Genomic DNA, 18,920 nt, shown 5'->3' on the forward strand with positions numbered 1-18,920 from the left:
AGGTGTATCGTCGTTTTCATCGTTTGGAGCGGAACTTGCTCCCGCACGTCCTTGGGCCTTGCGATGTCGGCGGTTTCGCGCGCCGCTCCCGATAACAAGCATCAAAGAGACGAAGAGGAGGTTTCATGCACCCGAGCCAACCTTGCGGCGCGAATCCGCTGATGCACGTCTTGCAAGACGCGCGCCCGAAGCGCGCCAGGCGCGTCGCGTGGGCGAAAGGCGTCGCGCTGATGCTCTCGTTTGCAGCGGCGCAGGCCTTCGCGCAAACGGGCGCGACGCCCGCCGCGCCGGGCACCGCGAGCGACGTCGCCGCGTCGAAACCGGCCAGCGGCGACGTCTACGATCTGCTCATCGGCACCTATACGGGCGGTGGCAAGAGCGAAGGCATCTATGTCTATCGGTTCGACACGGGCAGCGGCGAGCTGTCCCGCATCGCGTCGGCGCAGACGGTGAATCCGTCGTATCTCGTCGTGAGCCGCGACCGCCATTACGTGTACGCAGTGAACGAATTGCCCGGCGACAACGGCCCGGCAACGCAACGCGGCGGCGTCAGCGCCTTTCGCTTCGATCGCGCGAGCGGACAGTTGAGCTTTCTCAATCGCGTGTCATCCGACGGCAACGATCCGTGCTATCTCGCGATATCGCCCGACGGCAAATATCTGCTGACAGCCAACTATTCGGTCGCGTCCAATCCGGGCGGCAGCTTCGCGGTGTTTCCGCTGGCTTCCGATGGCCACGTCGGCAATTCGGTGCTGACGGTGCATCACGAAGGCGCCGGCCCGGTGAAAGGACGGCAGGACAATTCGCATGTCCACTCGACCGTGTTCTCCCCCGACGGCAAGTATCTCTTCGCGCAGGATCTCGGCGTCGACAAGGTGTTCGCCTATCGGTACACGGCCGATCCGTCCGCATCGAGCCGCGGTCTGCTGGGTCCGACCGAATCGCGCTACACACCGATCAAGGCGGGCTCGGGGCCGCGCCATCTGGTCTTCGACGCAAGCGGCAAGCACGCTTATCTGACGACCGAGCTGAACGCATCGGTGCTCGCGTTCGATTACCGCGACGGCAAGCTCACGCAAATCCAGACTGCCTCGCTGATCGCGCCGGGTTTCAGAGGGAAGATCGGCGGCGGCGCGATTCATCTGTCGCCCGACGGGCGCTTCCTGTACGCGACCAATCGCGGCGACGCCAACGAACTCGTGCAGTTCTCGATCGATCCGGCGAACGGCCATCTGAAGCTCGTCAAGCGCTATCCGACGCTCGGCAAGACGCCGCGCGAATTCGCAATCGATCCGACCGGGCGCTGGCTCATCGTCGGCAATCAGGAGAGCGACAGCGCGTATTTCTTTCGCCGCGATCCGCAGACGGGCGAGCTTGCGTCGGACCCGAAGCGGCTGTCGATCGGCTCGCCGGTCGATTTCAAGTTCGTATCGCCTTCGTGACGCGTCGATCGCGGCGATTGAAACGACCGGGCGCGGACGATGAAAACAACACTGGTCAAGGCAGTCACGATTTCGATGCTGTGCGTGTCGTGCGCGGCCCACGCGGACGACAAGGAATGCGATTACAAGCGCGACTGGATGTCGTCGGCGTGCCAGCGCGTGATGCGCGTCGCGCATGAAGGCACCTGGGATCTTTACGTGACGGGCTACGGCTGGCACATCAACGGCTTCGACAATCGCAGCGAACTGAATCCGTGGTCGTGGGGCGGCGGCGCGGGCAAGCACTGGACCGACGCGAACGGTAACGAAGACATCCTGTTCGCATTCGCCTTTTCCGATTCGCATCACAATTTCGAGCCGATCGGCGGCTACGCGCGCCAGTGGTACACCAAGCCGGTGCTCGGCGGATTGCAGGCGGGCGGCGGATTCTTCGTCGGCTTCACGGCGCGCAGCGACATCGCGCATTACCTGCCGTTGCCGCTCGCGCTGCCGATCGGCTCGATCCGCTACCGGAGCACGTCGGTGATGGCGACGATCATCCCGCACATTCCCGGTCTCAACGACGGGAACGTCGCCTTCTTCTGGGGCCGCTACGAGTTCTAGTACGATGCCTTTTTGATACGCCTGTCTCTCGCATCGACTGAAAGGTGTACTGAGGAAATCGAAAGGCAATAGCAGGGAAAGCAACTTGAACACGACTCATACATTCGACGCCCGCGAGCGCCCGGCGAAGCGCAACGAACCGGCGCCGCCGGGATTCATCAGCGCATTCAGCTTCGCGGGCGGCGAGGCGTTGCGGCTGACGTGGGACGAAGCGCGCGCAGCCGTCGCCGGAGATGGCCCGACGTGGCTGCATCTGTCCGCAAACGACGACGCCGTCGAAGGCTGGCTCGAAGGCGTCACGTCGATGCCGGACGTCGCGCGCGAATTCCTGAACGGCGAGGACAAGCGTCCGCGCGTGCATATCGGATCGAACTTCATGTATGGCGTCGTCGCGGACCTGGAGCTCGTCGCGAAGACGCCGGACGCCACCGCGCCCGATGCTCGCGAGGCGAACCGCGCGACCGGCGCGCTGCGCTTTTACGTCGACCGGCATCGCATGATCACGGTGCGCGCGCGGCCGCTGCAATCGACCGACCGGCTGCGTCACGCCGTGCTCGAAGGCGCGATGTTCCGCGATACCGTCGATCTTTTCGCGGGCCTGATCCGCGCGCTGAACGACACTTTCGCGGATCGCATCGACGAAATCGGCGACTGTCTCGACGATGTCGAGGAAAGCGTGCTCGAAGGCGGCCACGCCAGGTGCCGCTCCGTGCTCGGCGACGTGCGTCGGCGGCTCGTGGAAGTGCGGCGCTTCATCGATCCCGAGCGCAATGCGCTCACGCAGCTCGTCTTGCGCAAGCTCGAATGGGCCGAGCCGCGTTCGATGGAAGCGCTCGTGCAGGCGATCCAGGTGCTGAACGGCCTGGGCGGCGGTCTGGAAGGGCTGTACGAACGCGCGAAGCTGTTGCAGGACGAGATCGCCGCGGCGCTTTCGGAGGACATCAACCGCAAGCTGCTGTGGCTCGCGATCATGTCCGCCTTGCTCTTGCCCGCGACGCTCGTGACCGGCATTTTCGGCATGAACGTGGCCGGTTTGCCCGGCACGAAAGATCCGGCGTCGTTCTGGATCGTGGTGGGCGTGATGGCGTGCTGCGCCGCCATCACGATCTTTCTGTTGCGCCGCTTGCGGCTCTGGTAACGCTTCAGGCGCGCCGCTTATTCGGCGGGGCCAGGCGGCGCGAGCACTTCGCGGTTGCCGTTGCTGCCCATCGGCGAGACGAGGCCTGCTGCTTCCATCTGCTCGACGAGCCGCGCCGCGCGGTTATAGCCGATGCGCAATTGCCGCTGCACCGACGAAATCGACGCGCGCCGCGTACGCACGACGAATGCGACAGCTTCGTCGTAGAGCGGATCGGCTTCGGCATCGGACGAATCGCCGAAAAGATCCTGCGTGCCGCCGCCTTCGGGCGTCGGTCCGGACAGAATGCCTTCCTCGTACTCCGGTTCGCCGAACTGCTTCAGATGTTCGACCACGCGATGCACTTCCTCGTCCGCGACGAACGCGCCGTGCACGCGCTGCGGATAGCCGGTGCCGGGCGGCAGGAACAGCATGTCGCCCGCGCCGAGCAGCGATTCCGCGCCCATCTGGTCGAGAATCGTGCGCGAATCGATCTTGGATGACACCTGAAACGCCACGCGCGTCGGAATATTCGCCTTGATGAGGCCGGTGATGACGTCCACCGATGGCCGCTGCGTCGCGAGAATCAGATGGATGCCGGCCGCGCGCGCCTTTTGCGCGAGACGCGCGATCAGTTGCTCGATCTGCTTGCCCGCGACCATCATCAGATCGGCGAGTTCGTCGATGACCACGACGATGAGCGGCAGCGTCGAGAGCGGCTCGGGCGCATCGGGCGTGAGCGAGAACGGGTTCGTGAGCTTCTTGCCGGCGGCTTCGGTGTTGCGGATTTTCTGGTTGAAGCCCTGCAAATTGCGCACGCCGACCGCCGACATCAGCCGGTAACGCTTTTCCATTTCGCCGACGCACCAGTTGAGCGCGTTCGACGCGAGCTTCATGTCGGTGACGACGGGCGCGAGCAGATGCGGAATGCCTTCGTAGACGGAAAGCTCCAGCATCTTCGGGTCGATCATGATGAGGCGCACGTCCTCGGGCTTCGCCTTGTAGAGCAGCGAGAGGATCATCGCGTTGATCGCGACCGACTTGCCCGAGCCCGTCGTGCCCGCGACCAGCATGTGCGGCGCCTTCGCGAGATCCGTCACGACCGGATTGCCGATGATGTCCTTGCCCATCGCGATCGTCAGATTCGACTTCGAGTTGCGGTACACGTCGTCTTCGAGGATCTCCGAAAGGCGGATCATCTGGCGTTTCGGATTAGGCAGTTCGAGGCCCATGCAGGTCTTGCCGGGAATCGTCTCGACGACGCGAATCGACGTAAGGCCGAGGCCGCGCGACAAATCCTTCATCAAGCCGACGATCTGGCTGCCGCGCACGCCGAGCGCGGGTTCGACCTCGAAGCGCGTGATGACCGGACCCGCCGACGCGCCGACGACCGTGACCGGCACCTTGAATTCCTGAAGGCGCTGCTCGATGAGCAGGCCGGTTTCGTTCAGACGCTCCTCGGAGACTGGCTCGACTTCATCGGATGCGGGTTCGAGCAGATCGAGCGTCGGCAATTCCACCGCCGATGCGTGCGGCGCGTGGAATTCGAATTCCGTCGGCGCGGAACCGCGTACCGGCGGGCGCGGTTCGGGCGCCGGGCTCGGCTGATTCACGACGGGCGCAGCGGCGGGCGCGGCGACCGCTGGCAGCGGCGCGACCGGCGCGGCGGCGATCACCGGAAAGCGCACGATGTTCGACGGCGTCGCGAACTCGTCGCCCGATGCCTGCTGTTCGGCGACCGGTTGTTCATCTTCGGCGGGCATTTCGTCCGGCTCATCGACCACTCGAAGCAGCGATGGGGGAGGGGGCTCGCCTTGCTCGTCGGCGGGCTCGGGCGCGTCCAGCCAAGGCGGCGTTTGCGCAAGATCGCGCAGGTCCGGCTCGGGCTCGGGCTCGGGCTCGGGTTCTCGTTCCCGGACCACAGGCGCGGGTTCTGCCGTCGTTGCGTCCGGGCGAGGCAGCGGCGGTTCGGACGGCAAATCGATGCGCGCCGGCTCCGGCATCGCAGTTTCTTCCGCTTCCTCTTCGACGGCTTCGATCGCGGGCGGCGTGTCGGGCTCGGAGGCCGCGAATTCGGGAATCGACGGCTCGGGCAGACGCATGTCGAAAAGCGGCGGCGGTTCGACGAGCGCGGGCGCGATGACGTGCGCGTCGATCGACGGCGGATCGATGCGCTCATCGATTTCCTGCACGTCCACGAGCGGCGTCACTTCCGGCGCCGTTTCGACGATGCTTTTCACGGGCGCCGCCAGCTCCGGTACGTCGGTGGCCGGCTGGACTTCGGGCTGCGCGGCGCGCGCCATCGCCACATGCCCGCGCGCGAGACTCGCGCCCGCGAGTGACGTCCACATCGCGGTCTTCTCTTCGATCGAGCGCAGCGCCGCCTGGATGGCTTCGGGCGCGGGCGGCGGCGTCGGCGGTCCGAGCGGCGCGGCAGGACGCGAGAACGCGGGCGCGGCGAGCGGCGAGGGCGCGAACTCGCGCGTCGAAACGGCTGCGGCGGCTGCGGCCGGACGCGCCGGGGGACGCCTGAAGCCCTGCGGGGCTTGCGTCACAGGCGACCGGCGTGACGCGCCGGGATTCGTGGCGACGGATGTCGACATGCTCGCCACGCCCGTCGATCGCTGCGCGGGCATCGATGTCGCCGGACTGCGCGGGCGATCCACGCGCGGCGCTAGAGGCGGCGTCTGGACGCGCGGCTTGTCGACGGCGACGGATGCGCGCAGGCCCGATCCGGAAGGCTCGAACGCCGACGCCTGACGCGGCGCAAACGGCGCGCGGGCCTCGCGATTCGCCGCCGATGGCGACGAATTCAACCAGCCCGAAGGCGCCACCGACTCGGTCTGCGTCACGGGAGGAGCGACGCCTGCGGCCTCGAAGGCGGGGCGTTTCGCGTACGCCTCGGCCGTGGCGACGGCGCTCGCGGCGGCCGCCACGGTGCGGCTCGCGCCGCTCTTGCCGGTCGCGGGCGGGCGCCACGCTGTCGGCCGCTGATAACGTGTGCTGCGATGACCGGTCGGCAGACCGAGCGTCGGCTCGTCGGGCAAGGTGCGCGGCGTCGGCGAATCGAAACGCTCGGCGCGATGGGCGCGTTCCTGCGAATCGCGTGCGGTCTTCGCGCGGGCGCGCCGTTCGAACCAGTTCGCCGTCTTGTCACGCGTTTTGTCGCGCGCCTTGTCACGGGTCGTCGACTGTTGCCGCGACTCGCTTTCGCGTTCGCGGGGCGTGAGCCAGCTTTGCGGCAGGCCGAAGCCGAACGCTTCGTCGGCCCATGCGAGCACCGAGCGCCAGCTGAATTCGATCAGCCAGGGCAGAAAGATGGCGAGCACGAGCGCCGCGATCGCGCCCGCGCCGGCCAGATGCGCCGGGCCGCTCAGCGCCGCGGCGAGCGCGAGTCCGATGCGATTGATGTTCGCCTGCGTTTCGAGCGAGTTTGCGAGCGCGCCTTCGAGCGTGCTGCTCGCGATCAGCACGGCGACAAACCCGATCCAGAGGCGGATCGTTCCGGGGCCGCGCACGCCTGCGCCGCCGGGCAGCGCCTGTTTGACGATGCGCCAGAAGAGCGGAAGGAACCAGACGACCGATGCACCGAACCAGCCGAGAACTACCATGTGCATGCTTGAGATTGAATCAATGTTGGGTGAAACAAATGAGACTGCTGCCCGGCCGCAGCGATATCGCCGGTCGGCCGGGCTGTTCGATCGAGCAGTTTAACGGCTGGCGCACGCGCACGACGTTCCTGCCGCGAGTACGCAACACATCACTTCCCACGTGGCGCGAAGGTGAGCACCTGACCGTCGTCGAGCGTCAGTTGCAGCGCTTGCGGCGGATTCATCTGCACGCCGCTCTTCGCGACGTGTGCGAGCGCGTCGAGATACGGCCGCTCGAGCGCCGCGCCCGCGCCGGACACGCACGCCATCCGCGTGCCGGCGAGCGGACCGAACGTGAGCTTGCCGTTCTTCAGCTCGTAGGCGCCCGTAAAGCGGTTGCAGCCCGAGAAGCCGCTCGCCTGACGGCGTCCGTTCGCGGTAGAGAAATCGAGCGTGAGCGGCTGCGCGTTGTTCTCGCCCGCGTGCGGGATGGCGCGCGGCTGGCCGCTCGCATCGGTCCAGCTCGTGAGCGCCCATTGCGTATCGTCGAGCAGTTGCGTGGCGGCAGGATTATAGGGATCGGTGGGCGGGGCGCTTGCATCGGTGTGCTTCGGCATCGCGCAGCCGGCGACGACGCTCGCCGCGACCACGAGCGCGCACGTGCGGGAGACCAGCGCGAGCGCCTTCTTGCGGCGCCACAGCGGATTTGACGATGAGCGCGGCGAAGTAAGCGCGGACGCGCGAGGGAAGTGCGTGGGCATCGATGATCCTGAAGCTGGCGAAAGCGTAAGGGTATCGCACGCGTCCTGTGATTTGTCCAGCGCCGCGATGCAACAAAATGACTGGCTGCGCTTTCGGGAGCTTGCCATCGATCGGAAACGCGCCGGGAATTCGGACGCGCATTCGCCTGTCAATAGGCCGAACGGCAAAGTGTCGCCGCTGGTGCTGCGTGTTAACATCGCGCCCAATTCAGCCGCTTTGCGCCTCGTTGACCTCACCACCCGATTCTGGAGCACTCATGCAGACCGATCCACGCCGCACCGGCGCCACGCGCCTCGGCACGCCGCTTTCTCCCAATGCCACGCGCGTGATGCTGCTCGGCGCGGGCGAACTCGGCAAGGAAGTGATCATCGCATTGCAGCGGCTGGGCGTCGAAGTGATCGCGGTGGACCGGTACGCGAACGCGCCGGGGCATCAGGTCGCGCATCGCGCGCACGTGATCGACATGACCGACGCCGCCGCGCTGCGCGCGCTCGTCGAGAAGGAGCAGCCGCATCTGATCGTGCCGGAGATCGAGGCGATCGCGACCGAAGCGCTCGCCGATATCGAATCGGCCGGGCTCGCAACCGTCATCCCGACGGCGCGCGCCACGCAGCTCACGATGAATCGCGAAGGTATCCGGCGGCTCGCGGCCGAAGAACTGGGCTTGCCGACTTCGCCGTACGCGTTCGCGCAATCGCTCGACGAGATGAAGGCGGCGATCGCGAAGATCGGCTTTCCGTGCGTCGTGAAGCCGGTGATGTCGTCGTCGGGGAAAGGCCAGTCGGTGCTCAAAAGCGACGCCGACGTCGAACCCGCGTGGAACTACGCGATGGCGGGCGGGCGCGTGAATCACGGGCGCGTGATCGTCGAGGGCTTCATCGACTTCGAATACGAGATCACGCAGCTCACCGTGCGCGCGGCGGACCCCGCGAGCGGCGAGACGCAAACTTACTTCTGCGATCCGATCGGTCACGTTCAGGTCGCGGGCGATTACGTCGAGTCGTGGCAGCCGCAGGCGATGAGTCCGGCCGCGCTCGCCAAATCGCGCGATGTCGCCGCGAAGGTCGTGACCGCGCTCGGCGGGCGCGGACTCTTCGGCGTCGAACTCTTCGTGCGCGGCGACGACGTCTGGTTCTCCGAAGTGAGCCCGCGTCCGCACGACACCGGCCTCGTCACGCTCGCGACGCAACGTTTCTCCGAGTTCCAACTGCACGCGCGCGCGATCCTCGGCTTGCCCGTCGATACCGCTTTGCGCGCGCCCGGCGCGTCGGCCGTGATCTACGGCGGGCTGGATGAAGCGGGCATCGCGTTCGAGGGCGTCGCCGAAGCGCTCGCCGTGCCGGGCGCGGATCTGCGGCTTTTCGGCAAGCCGGAAAGTTTCGTGAAGCGCCGCATGGGCGTCGCGCTCGCAACGGGCGCCGACACCGGCGAAGCGCGCGAACGCGCGAAACTCGCAGCGTCGAAGGTGAGGCCGGTTTCGGCCAGATGACCGGCGCGCGCGCCGGCGGGAGCGAGCAAGTGAAATGGAAACCGATGTCCGCGCTCGTCGTGGTCTGCGTGGCGCTTTCGGGCTGCGGACTTGCGGCGGCGCCGTGCCGGATCGCGTCGGCGGGACTGAAAATCGTGCCGGTGGTCGGGCATGTCGCTGCCGCGCCGACCGACGCATGCGCGGAAGTCATCGACCCTTGAGCGCTGCCTCGCGCACCAGACACAAGTGAATCGAACGATGAAAAAACCGATTGCGATCATGCTCGCGTTGCTCGGCGCCCAGGCGGCGCTCGCCATGCCGCTCACCGTGCCGCAGATCCAGACCGCGTCGACGCAGACCACGCGCTACGACTGCAAGGACGGCAAAAGCGTGTCCGTTCAATACACGAACACGCGCAACCATCAGAGCTTCGCGGCGTTGACCGTCGACGGACGTAAGCTCTTGTTCGTCAACGTGATCGCGGGATCGGGCGCGAAATACGTCGCCGATCAATATACGTGGTGGACCAAGGGCCCGCAGGCGAATCTCTACGATGAGATGGCCGCGAAAGATTCGCCGCCGCTGCTCGCCGATTGCGAGGCGCGCAAGAAATAGGCGCGCCGCTTGCTGTACGCTCCGGGTGCGCTCTCGCGCCGCCGGAGCGCTTCGGCGCGCGGTGCTACAATGTGCGGCTTTCCGGCTGTAAAAATCGCGGCCGGATCGAGTCCAGAATTTCCGGCATCGCCGTTCGATGCCGCTTGAGCGGGCACTGGGCGTCGAGCGCCCGGCCGCTTTGGAAGACAGATCGCGCGATGCCGCGTGCCTTGAAGGCGTCATCGAAGCCGTGTTCCATCGGAACGCCGGCACGCGGATCGAAACAGAGCAATGAGCGGGGCGTGATGCTCGATTGACCGGCCGCCCCGTCCAGCGCGCGCACCTTGCGCTTGACCGACGCGCCGCGTGCACCAACGAAACCATCCGCGTAAGCAACCGATCGCGACGATCGACCGAAACAACCGACCGAGTTTTTTACGCGCGCCGCATCGTGCGGCATTTTAGCGAAAGCCAATATAGTCACCATGTCCGATTCCGTCGCCACGAACACGTCCACCGCACCGGCCGCAGCGCCGACGTTCGACCAGTTCGGTTTGTCCGCCGACATCCTGAAAGCGGTGCGCGAGTCCGGCTACACGACGCCCACGCCGATTCAGGCGCAGGCCATTCCCGTCGTCCTCGCGGGCCGCGACGTCATGGGCGCCGCGCAGACCGGCACCGGCAAGACCGCGAGTTTCTCGCTGCCGATCATCCAGCGGCTCTTGCCGAGCGCGAACACGAGTGCCTCGCCCGCGCGTCATCCGGTGCGCGCGCTGATGCTCACGCCGACGCGCGAGCTCGCTGACCAGGTCGCCGCCAACGTGCAGACGTACTCGAAGCACACGCCGCTGCGCAGCACGGTCGTGTTCGGCGGCGTCGACATGAATCCGCAGTCCGACGCGTTGCGCCGTGGCGTCGAGATCCTGATCGCGACGCCGGGCCGTCTGCTCGATCACGTTCAGCAGAAGACGGTGAATCTCGGTCAGGTTCAGATGCTCGTGCTCGACGAAGCCGATCGCATGCTGGACATGGGCTTTCTGCCCGATCTCCAGCGCATCCTGAATCTGCTGCCGAAGGAACGTCAGACGCTGCTGTTCTCGGCGACGTTCTCGCCGGAAATCAAGAAGCTCGCGTCCACGTATCTGCGCAATCCGCAGACGATCGAAGTCGCGCGCAGCAATTCGACGAATGCGAATGTGCGCCAGATCGTCTACGAAGTGCACGAAAGCGACAAATCCGGCGCGGTCGCGCAGCTCATCCGCGAGCGCGAACTGAAGCAGGTGATCGTTTTCTGCAATAGCAAGATCGGCGCGAGCCGCCTCGCGCGCGTGCTGGAGAAGGACGGCATCGTCGCGACGGCGATCCACGGCGACCGCTCGCAAAGCGAACGCATGCAGGCGCTCGATGCGTTCAAGCGCGGCGAGATCGAGGCGCTCGTCGCCACCGACGTCGCCGCGCGCGGTCTCGATATCGCCGAATTGCCGGCGGTCATCAACTTCGATCTGCCGTTCAACGCGGAAGATTACGTGCACCGCATCGGCCGGACCGGGCGCGCGGGCGCATCGGGCGATGCGCTGTCGCTGTGCAGCGCGAACGAGCGCAAGCAGCTCGCCGACATCGAGAAGCTGATCAAGCGTCCGCTCCAGGTCGAGCCGCTCGAAGTGACGATTCGCGCGCGCCGCGACGCATCGGCGCCGCGTCGTGACGAGCGATTCGGTCGACCGGAGCGCACGGAGCATCGGCATTCGCCGCGCGACGAGTCGGGTCCGCGCCGCCGCACGACGGGCACGCACGATCGCCCGCGCGGCCGTCAGCAGCCCATCGACGAATTTTTCCTAAAGCCGTACGAGCCGTCGCCCTCGGCGATGAAGCGTCAGGAAGAAACGGTCGAGCCCGAGCGCAAGAGCGCGCCGAAGCAGCCGCTCGCGGCGTTGCTCGGCGGTCTGGGCATGCCGCGCAAGTCGTGATTTTCGTTGCGCTTCGAATCGAAAGAGGCAGCCCGCGCGGCTGCCTTTTTTGCGTCTAGCGCGCGAAACGCTTCGCCCATTCCGCCGTTGCGGCGCTGTAGAACGTTTCCAGCGATGCGGCCGGCGCTTCGATGCCCAGATGCCGCGCCGCTTCGACGAGCGCATCGAGCGGCGCGTTGCGATCGAGCGGCGCCGCGCCCGTCTGCTTGCTCAGCTTTTCGCCGATGCCGTTGTTGACCACAGGCACATGCAGGTATTCCGGCGTCGGCACGCCAAGGCACTGCTGCAAGTAGATTTGCCGCGCGGTCGAATCGAGCAGGTCGGCGCCGCGCACGACGTGGGTGATGCCGGCATCGGCATCGTCGACGACGACCGCGAGCTGATAGGCCCACAGTCCATCGGCGCGTTTCAGCGCGAAATCGCCGACTTCGGTCGCGAGATCCTGCGTCTGCGCGCCTTGCCAGCGATCGACGAACCTGACGACTGCCGCGTCGCCGTCCGGCACGCGCAGCCGCCACGCGCGCGCGGGCTTGCCGTGCAGGCCGGTGCGGCACGTTCCCGGATAGGCGAGCGTCGCATGGCGCGCGTGGGCGTTCACCAGCGAGTCGGCGATTTCGCGGCGCGTGCAACCACACGGATAGATGAGACCCGTCGCCTGAAGACGCTCGAACGCGGCGCGATACGCGTCGCCGCGCGCGCTCTGCCAGACGGGCGGCTCGTCCGAGTGCATGCCGAAGTGTTCGAGCGTCGCGAGGATTTCATCGGCGGCGCCGGGAACCGTGCGCGGTGCGTCGACATCTTCGACGCGCACGATCCAGCGTCCGCCGTGCGCGCGCGCATCGAGAAAACTCGCGAGCGCGCTGACGAGCGAGCCCGCATGCAGCGGGCCGGTGGGTGAGGGCGCAAATCGTCCCCGATAAATCATTACGCGGCGGCGCCGACCTTCGCGTCGGGATGGCACGCCGGGCACGCCTCGCCCGGCTTGTAGAACGGCGACTGCTGATCTTCGACCGACACCACCGCGCGGCAGCCGAAACATTGTGCGGTTGCGGTCGGCTGCAGGTTCGGATCGAGCGCCGTGCGGTAATCGAACACGAAGCACTCGCCGTTGTAGTGCGCGCCGCCGACTTCCTCGAAATACTTCAGAATGCCGCCTTCAAGCTGATAAACATGCTCGATGCCCACTTCCTTCATGTGAATCGCGGCTTTCTCGCAGCGAATCCCGCCGGTGCAGAACGACACGACCGTCTTGCCGTCCAGATCCGCCCGATTCTGCTCGATCACTTCAGGAAACTCGCTGAACTTCGTGATGCGGTAGTCGAGCGCGTTGTCGAACGTGCCGACATCGACCTCGAATGCGTTGCGCGTGTCGAGCATCACGACAGGACGGCCTTCGTCGTCGTGGCCGCGGTCGAGCCAGGCTTTGAGCGTGGGCGCGTCGACGGACGGCGCGCGGCCGAGTTCCGGCCTGATCGCGGGCTTCTTCATCGTGATGATTTCGCGCTTGAGCTTCACCAGCATGCGGCGAAACGGCTGCTTCGCGGAAAGGCTTTCCTTGAATTGCAGATCGGCGAAGCGGCCGCCGAAGAGCGCGTCCGTGCGGATGTAGTCGATGAACTCGCGGACCTCGGCGACCGGCCCAGCGATGAACAGATTGATGCCCTCCGGCGCCAGCAGAATCGTGCCCTTCAGACCGAGCGCGTTGCAGCGTTCGGTGACGAGCGGCCGCCACGCGGGGCCGTCTTCGATGGTGACGAATTTATAGGCGGAGAGATTCAGGATGCTCATGATCGGATGACGCGCAAAACGGCTGTGACGGGTAAAAAGTGCGGGCAAAAATCGCGCGCAAAACACGTATTATCCCGCAAACGGCCCGCATCTTCGCCGGATTCCCGCTGTCGCGTCGCGAAGCCTTGCGCACGCGCAATTCCGGGCGCGGCGCGGGCCTTATCCGTTCGGCTAACGCGCCCTTCGGCGCCGGTTCAGCCGATGGCCCGCATGTACAATACCGCCATGTCAGATCCCCGCTTCGTTCATCTCCGCGTCCACTCCGAATTCTCGATCGCCGACGGCATCGTGCGGCTGGACGACGTCGTCAAGGCTGCCGCAAAAGACGGGCAAGGCGCGCTCGCGCTGACCGATCTCGGCAACGCATTCGGTCTCGTGCGCTTCTATAAGGAAGCGCGCGGCATGGGCGTGAAGCCCATCGCCGGTTGCGACGTCTGGATTACCAATCCCGCCGATCGCGACAAGCCTTCGCGCCTCCTGTTACTCGTTCGCGACAAACAGGGCTACCTCAACCTGTGCGAGCTGTTGAGCCGCGCGTGGCTCACGAACCAGTATCGCGGCCGCGCCGAGGTGATGGTCGAATGGCTCGAAGAAGGGCTCGCAACGGGACTGCTCGCGCTTTCGGGCGCGCAGGGCGGAGATATCGGCATGGCGCTCGCGGCGGGCAACGTGCAATCCGCGCAACGCAACGCCGAGCGCTGGACGAAGCTCTTTCCGAACGCGTTCTACATCGAACTGCAGCGCGCCGGTCAGCCGGGCGAGCAGGCTTACGTGCAGGAAGCGGTCAAGCTCGCGGCTAAGCTGAAGTTGCCGGTCGTCGCGACGCATCCGATGCAGTTCATGACGCCCGACGACTTCACCGCGCACGAAGCGCGCGTGTGCATCTCCGAAGGCGATATCCTCGCGAATCCGCGTCGGCAGAAGCGCTTCACGCAGGACCAGTATTTCCGCACGCAGGACGAGATGTGCGCGCTCTTCGCGGACATTCCGTCGGCGCTCGCGAACACTGTCGAGATCGCGAAGCGCTGCAATCTGACGCTCGAACTCGGCAAGCCGAAGCTGCCGCTGTTCCCGACGCCCGACGGCATGTCGCTCGACGACTACCTCGTGCAGTTGTCGAAGGAAGGCCTCGAAGTCCGTCTGCAACAGCTTTATCCCGATGAAGCCGAACGCAGCGCGCAGCGCGAAACGTACTACGCGCGCCTCGATTTCGAATGCGGCACGATCATCAAGATGGGCTTTCCGGGCTACTTCCTGATCGTCGCCGACTTCATCATGTGGGCGAAGAACAATGGCGTGCCGGTCGGTCCGGGGCGGGGCTCGGGCGCGGGTTCGCTCGTCGCGTACGCGCTCGGCATCACCGATCTCGATCCGCTGCGCTACAACCTGCTGTTCGAGCGCTTCCTGAACCCGGAACGCGTGTCGATGCCCGACTTCGACATCGACTTCTGTCAGGAAGGGCGCGACCGCGTCATTCAGTACGTGAAGGGCAAGTACGGCGCGGATGCCGTGTCGCAGATCGCGACCTTCGGCACGATGGCGGCGAAGGCGGCGGTGCGCGACATCGGCCGCGTGCTCGATCTCGGCTACATGTTCACCGACGGCGTCGCGAAGCTGATTCCGTTCAAGCCGGGCAAGCACGTGACCATCGCGGACGCGATGAAGGAAGAGCCCACGCTTCAGGAACGCTTCGATTCCGAAGACGAAGTGCATCAACTGCTCGAACTCGCGCAGCGCGTTGAAGGGTTGACGCGTAACGTCGGCATGCACGCGGGCGGCGTGCTGATCGCGCCGGGCAAGCTCACGGACTTCTGCCCGCTCTACACGCAAGGCGAAGACGGCGGCGTCGTCAGTCAGTACGACAAGGACGACGTCGAAGCCGTCGGCCTCGTGAAGTTCGACTTTTTGGGCCTCACCACGCTGACGATTCTGGACTGGGCGGAGCGCTATATTCGCCGCCTCGATCCGTCGAAGAAGGACTGGAGCCTCGCGCAGGTTCCGCTCGACGATCCGGCCTCGTTCCAGATATTGAAGAAAGCGAACACCGTCGCCGTGTTCCAGCTGGAAAGCCGCGGCATGCAGGGCATGCTGAAGGACGCGCAGCCGGACCGCTTCGAGGACATCATCGCGCTGGTGGCGTTGTATCGGCCGGGCCCGATGGACCTGATCCCGAGCTTCTGCGCGCGCAAGCACGGGCGCGAGATCGTCGAATATCCGGATCCGCGCGTCGAACCTGTTCTGAAAGAGACCTACGGCATCATGGTCTATCAGGAGCAGGTGATGCAGATGGCGCAGATCATCGGCGGCTACTCGCTCGGCGGCGCGGACTTGCTGCGTCGCGCGATGGGCAAGAAAAAGCCCGAGGAAATGGCCAAGCATCGCGAGATTTTCGCGGAAGGCGCGGCGAAGAACGGCCTCACGCGCGAGAAGGCGGACGAGACCTTCGACCTGATGGAGAAGTTCGCCGGCTACGGCTTCAACAAGTCGCACGCGGCGGCGTATGCGTTGCTCGCGTATCACACGGCGTGGCTGAAGGCGCATCATCCGGCGGAATTCATGGCCGCCAACATGTCGCTCGCCATGGACGACACGGACAAGGTCAAGATCCTGTTCGAAGACTGCCTGGCGAACGGCATGGCGGTTTTGCCGCCCGATATCAACCAGTCGGCGTATCGCTTCGAACCGGTCGCGGAAGCCGATGGCAAGCGCTCGAAAACCATTCGCTACGGCCTGGGTGCGGTGAAAGGCAGCGGCCAGAACGCAATCGAAGAGATTCTGCGTGCGCGCGAAGACGGCCCGTTCGTCGATCTGTTCGACTTCTGCGAGCGCATCGACCGTCGTGTCGTGAATCGGCGCACGGTGGAAGCGCTGATCCGCGCGGGCGCGTTCGATTCGATTCACGCGAATCGCGCGCAGTTGCTCGCCTCCGTCCCGATGGCGATGGAAGCCGCCGATCAGGCCGCCGCCAACGCAATGCAAGCCGGCCTCTTCGACATGGGCGACGCGCCGCTCGCGAAGCACGAGTATGTCGACGAAGCCGAGTGGTCCGACAAGAAGCGTCTGCAGGAAGAAAAGACCGCGCTCGGCTTCTATCTGTCGGGCCATCTGTTCGATGCCTACAAGGGTGAAGTGCGCCGCTTCGTGCGCCAGAAGATCGGCGAGCTAAAGGAAGGGCGCGACAAGCTCATCGCGGGCGTGATCTCCGCCATGCGCACGCAGATGACCCAGCGCGGCAAGATGCTGATCGTGAATCTCGACGATGGCAGCGGCCAATGCGAAGTCACCGTCTTCAACGAGCAGTTCGAAGCGAACAAGGCGCTCTTCAAGGAAGACGAGCTGCTCGTCGTGCAGGGCATGGCGCGCAACGACGCGTTCACGGGCGGCATCCGTTTCACCGTCGATACGGCGATGGACCTCGAACGCGCGCGCAGCCGCTACGCGCAGTCGGTCAAGGTCGAGATGAACGGCAACGCCGATGCCTTGCGCCTGCGCCGCGTGCTCGAAGCGCATGCGGCGGGCGCGCAGGAAGCGCCGCCGCCCATGCCCGTGAAGGAGAACGGCCGCCAGCGTCAAAGCGCGCCGATTCCGAACGGCCTGAACGTGAGCATCGTCTATCGCAGCGAGCATGCCGAAGGCGAAGTGCGCCTCGGCGACGCGTGGCGCGTGAAGCCGACCGACGATCTCATCACGGCGCTGCGCGGCGAATTCGCGGGCAGCGCGATCGAAATCGTCTACTGATGCGGATCGGCATTTCGGCGAATGCGCTCAAGCATTCCGGCGGACTCGAACGCTACGCGATGGATCTCGTGCGCGGCCTCGCCGCCGCGGGCTTCGAAGGCAAGCGCAAGCCCGCGTTTTTCGCCCGCAAGATCGACACGTCGCTGCCCGAAAGCCGATTGATCGAGCCGCATCGCATCAAGGTGTCGTTTCTGCCGGGCAAGCTGCGCGACGCGTATTTCTCGTGGGCGCTCAAGCGTGCGCGCAAGAAGGCGAAGGTCGATGTGCTCATCGGCTGCAATCGCGTGGAAGGTTCCGAGATCGCCATTTGCGGCGGCACCCATATCGGATTCCTGCGCGCGACCGGGCGGCGCGAGAAACCCTCGGACACGCGGCAGATCGCACTGGAGCGGCGTCAATACGCGCACGCGAACGTGGTCGTCGCGCATTCGGACATGATGAGCGACGAGTTGCGCGCGTTGTATGGCGTGGATATCCGCAAGATTCGCGTGCTTTATCCGCCCGTCGACGGCGCGCGATTTTCGCCCGTCGGTGCCGCTGCGCGTGCGCGTCTGCGCGAGCAGTTCGGCTTCGAACCGGATGAAACCGTGCTGCTGTTTCCGTCGAGCAGCCACGAGCGCAAGGGCTTGCCGCTGATCGAGAAGGCGCTCGCCGGGATGAACGTCGTGATCGCCGTCGCGGGCCGCGCGCCCGAGAAGCCGGCAGCGAACGTGCGCTATGTCGGCTACGCGAAGAACATCGAAGATGCGTATCGCGCGGCGGATTTCACCATTCTTGCGTCGAGCTACGAGCCATTCGGACTCGTCGGCATCGAATCGGTGATGTCCGGGACGCCGGTGATCTTCCCGGCGTGCATCGGCTGTTGCGACGCCATTGCAGATCACGCGAAGCACGTCTTCAAACCTGGCGACGCCGACGATCTGCGCCGCACGGTGCAGGAGGCGATCGAAGCGCGGCGCGACGCCCCGCGCGCGCTAGCCGGCGCAGTGCGCTATGACGCGAGCGTCGAGTCGCATGTGCGCGCTTTGCTCGATCTCGCGCGTGACATCGATGCGAAGCGCTGAGCCAATCAGCGCGCTTCGTTGAGATGCGCCAGCTTCAGGAACCGGTAGTAGACCGTCTGCGCGTTGAATAGCGCGATCATGAAGCCGGTTTTGCCGTCCAGAAAGCCGCGGCGCAGCACGTAAGTCCGCACGAACGCCCACGCGCCGCGCGACACCGCGATGCCGAAGCTGCCGCGCTTTCCGGCCGCGTGGCGTTGTTGCGCACCCGCCGTCGAGTAGGCGTCGAGCTTGCGCAATACCGCTTCGAAATCCTCGTAGGAGTAGTGCATCAGCTTGCCGGAAAGGCGCACGACGGGCTTGCCGGTCGACAGCACGAGCCGCTCGTGCACGAGATCGGGCGAGAAGCGCGCCGTGCCGCGCCGGAACAGGCGCGGAATCCAGTCGGGATACCAGCCGCTGTGCTTCACCCATGTGCCGCAGAAGCTCGACAGGCGGTCGACCGCGTAGACGTCGGCTTGCGGATCGGTGATCGCGGCGCGGATCGAAGCGGCCAGTTCGGGCGACACGATCTCGTCGGCGTCGATGGACAGCACCCAGTCGGTCGAGAGCGCGTCGAGCGCGCGGTTCTTCTGCGGGCCGAAGCCTGGCCAGTCGCGCGCCACGATCACGCGCGCGCGATGCGCCTCGGCGATGCCCACGGTCGCATCGCTGCTGCCGCCGTCGACGACGACGATTTCATCGGCGAAGGAAACGGCCTGCAGGCATTGCGCGAGCCGCGCGGCCGCGTTGTGGGTGATGATGGCGATGCCGAGGGTTGGAAATGTCATGGTGCCTTTCGAGTGGCGCT

The 18,920-nt window shown here is 65.7% G+C and carries 15 protein-coding genes; 9 read left to right on the forward strand and 6 right to left on the reverse strand.

The annotated features are described in order from the left end of the window. Positions 1-125: 125 nt before the first annotated feature. From QCE58_RS05635 to QCE58_RS05645, 3 genes are all read left to right on the forward strand, one after another. Positions 126-1,442 carry a lactonase family protein gene (locus QCE58_RS05635; RefSeq protein ID WP_008350663.1) on the forward strand — a complete coding sequence of 439 codons (1,317 nt, stop codon included), beginning with the start codon at positions 126-128 and terminating at the stop codon, positions 1,440-1,442. 39 nt (positions 1,443-1,481) lie between these two features. Further along, positions 1,482-2,045 (forward strand): phospholipid:lipid A palmitoyltransferase, encoded by a 564-nt coding sequence (locus QCE58_RS05640; protein ID WP_008350661.1) that lies wholly within the window; start codon positions 1,482-1,484, stop codon positions 2,043-2,045. Between the two features lie 85 nt (positions 2,046-2,130). Continuing rightward, positions 2,131-3,183: a transporter gene (locus QCE58_RS05645; protein WP_008350659.1), complete on the forward strand. Its 1,053-nt coding sequence runs from the start codon at positions 2,131-2,133 to the stop codon at positions 3,181-3,183. Positions 3,184-3,200: 17 nt separating this feature from the next. Here the strand turns inward: QCE58_RS05645 and QCE58_RS05650 are convergent, their stop codons facing one another. Then, positions 3,201-6,779 (reverse strand): DNA translocase FtsK, encoded by a 3,579-nt coding sequence (locus QCE58_RS05650; protein WP_250521012.1) that lies wholly within the window; start codon positions 6,777-6,779, stop codon positions 3,201-3,203. 143 nt (positions 6,780-6,922) lie between these two features. Further along, positions 6,923-7,513, reverse strand: a complete 591-nt coding sequence (locus QCE58_RS05655) for an META domain-containing protein (protein WP_250439431.1) — start codon at positions 7,511-7,513, stop codon at positions 6,923-6,925. 257 nt (positions 7,514-7,770) lie between these two features. Here QCE58_RS05655 and purT point away from each other — a divergent pair, with 257 nt between their 5' ends. Genes purT through QCE58_RS05670 form a run of 3 tightly spaced genes read left to right on the forward strand, consistent with a single transcriptional unit; the run spans position 7,771 to position 9,597 of the window. Then, a complete protein-coding gene (purT, locus tag QCE58_RS05660) occupies positions 7,771-9,003 on the forward strand; it encodes a formate-dependent phosphoribosylglycinamide formyltransferase (RefSeq protein ID WP_250521013.1) in 1,233 nt (410 codons plus the stop codon). 44 nt (positions 9,004-9,047) lie between these two features. Beyond that, positions 9,048-9,203, forward strand: coding sequence for a DUF6726 family protein (locus QCE58_RS05665; protein WP_308196654.1), 156 nt, complete (start codon positions 9,048-9,050; stop codon positions 9,201-9,203). Between the two features lie 37 nt (positions 9,204-9,240). Further along, positions 9,241-9,597: an MliC family protein gene (locus QCE58_RS05670; RefSeq protein ID WP_008350649.1), complete on the forward strand. Its 357-nt coding sequence runs from the start codon at positions 9,241-9,243 to the stop codon at positions 9,595-9,597. Between the two features lie 64 nt (positions 9,598-9,661). On the opposite strand, the gene QCE58_RS05675 is transcribed toward QCE58_RS05670, so the two are convergent. Next, positions 9,662-10,063, reverse strand: coding sequence for a hypothetical protein (locus QCE58_RS05675; RefSeq protein WP_250439437.1), 402 nt, complete (start codon positions 10,061-10,063; stop codon positions 9,662-9,664). Here QCE58_RS05675 and QCE58_RS05680 point away from each other — a divergent pair. Continuing rightward, positions 10,062-11,543, forward strand: coding sequence for a DEAD/DEAH box helicase (locus tag QCE58_RS05680; protein ID WP_034471240.1), 1,482 nt, complete (start codon positions 10,062-10,064; stop codon positions 11,541-11,543). The two genes, QCE58_RS05675 and QCE58_RS05680, sit on opposite strands and share 2 nt — an antisense overlap. 55 nt (positions 11,544-11,598) lie before the next feature. On the opposite strand, the gene gluQRS is transcribed toward QCE58_RS05680, so the two are convergent. After that, positions 11,599-12,468, reverse strand: coding sequence for a tRNA glutamyl-Q(34) synthetase GluQRS (gene gluQRS, locus QCE58_RS05685; RefSeq protein ID WP_008350646.1), 870 nt, complete (start codon positions 12,466-12,468; stop codon positions 11,599-11,601). Further along, positions 12,468-13,331: a sulfurtransferase gene (locus tag QCE58_RS05690; protein ID WP_244807851.1), complete on the reverse strand. Its 864-nt coding sequence runs from the start codon at positions 13,329-13,331 to the stop codon at positions 12,468-12,470. Before QCE58_RS05690 ends, gluQRS begins: the two co-directional genes overlap by 1 nt. Before the next feature lie 210 nt (positions 13,332-13,541). Between QCE58_RS05690 and dnaE the strand changes: the two genes are divergently transcribed. Both dnaE and QCE58_RS05700 read left to right on the forward strand, forming a co-directional pair. Further along, the gene (gene dnaE / locus QCE58_RS05695) at positions 13,542-17,069 is read left to right on the forward strand and encodes a DNA polymerase III subunit alpha (RefSeq protein ID WP_033536668.1); all 3,528 of its coding nucleotides are present in this window, start codon (positions 13,542-13,544) and stop codon (positions 17,067-17,069) included. Then, on the forward strand, positions 17,069-18,133 hold the full coding sequence (locus QCE58_RS05700) for a glycosyltransferase family 4 protein (RefSeq protein ID WP_008350640.1): 1,065 nt from the start codon (positions 17,069-17,071) through the stop codon (positions 18,131-18,133). Before dnaE ends, QCE58_RS05700 begins: the two co-directional genes overlap by 1 nt. Positions 18,134-18,138: 5 nt before the next feature. Here the strand turns inward: QCE58_RS05700 and QCE58_RS05705 are convergent, their stop codons facing one another. Continuing rightward, positions 18,139-18,900, reverse strand: a complete 762-nt coding sequence (locus QCE58_RS05705) for a glycosyltransferase family 2 protein (protein ID WP_008350638.1) — start codon at positions 18,898-18,900, stop codon at positions 18,139-18,141. Positions 18,901-18,920 lie beyond the last annotated feature (20 nt).

Origin of the sequence: Caballeronia sp. LZ028, from assembly GCF_031451415.1 — a bacterium.
Classification (GTDB): domain Bacteria; phylum Pseudomonadota; class Gammaproteobacteria; order Burkholderiales; family Burkholderiaceae; genus Caballeronia; species Caballeronia zhejiangensis.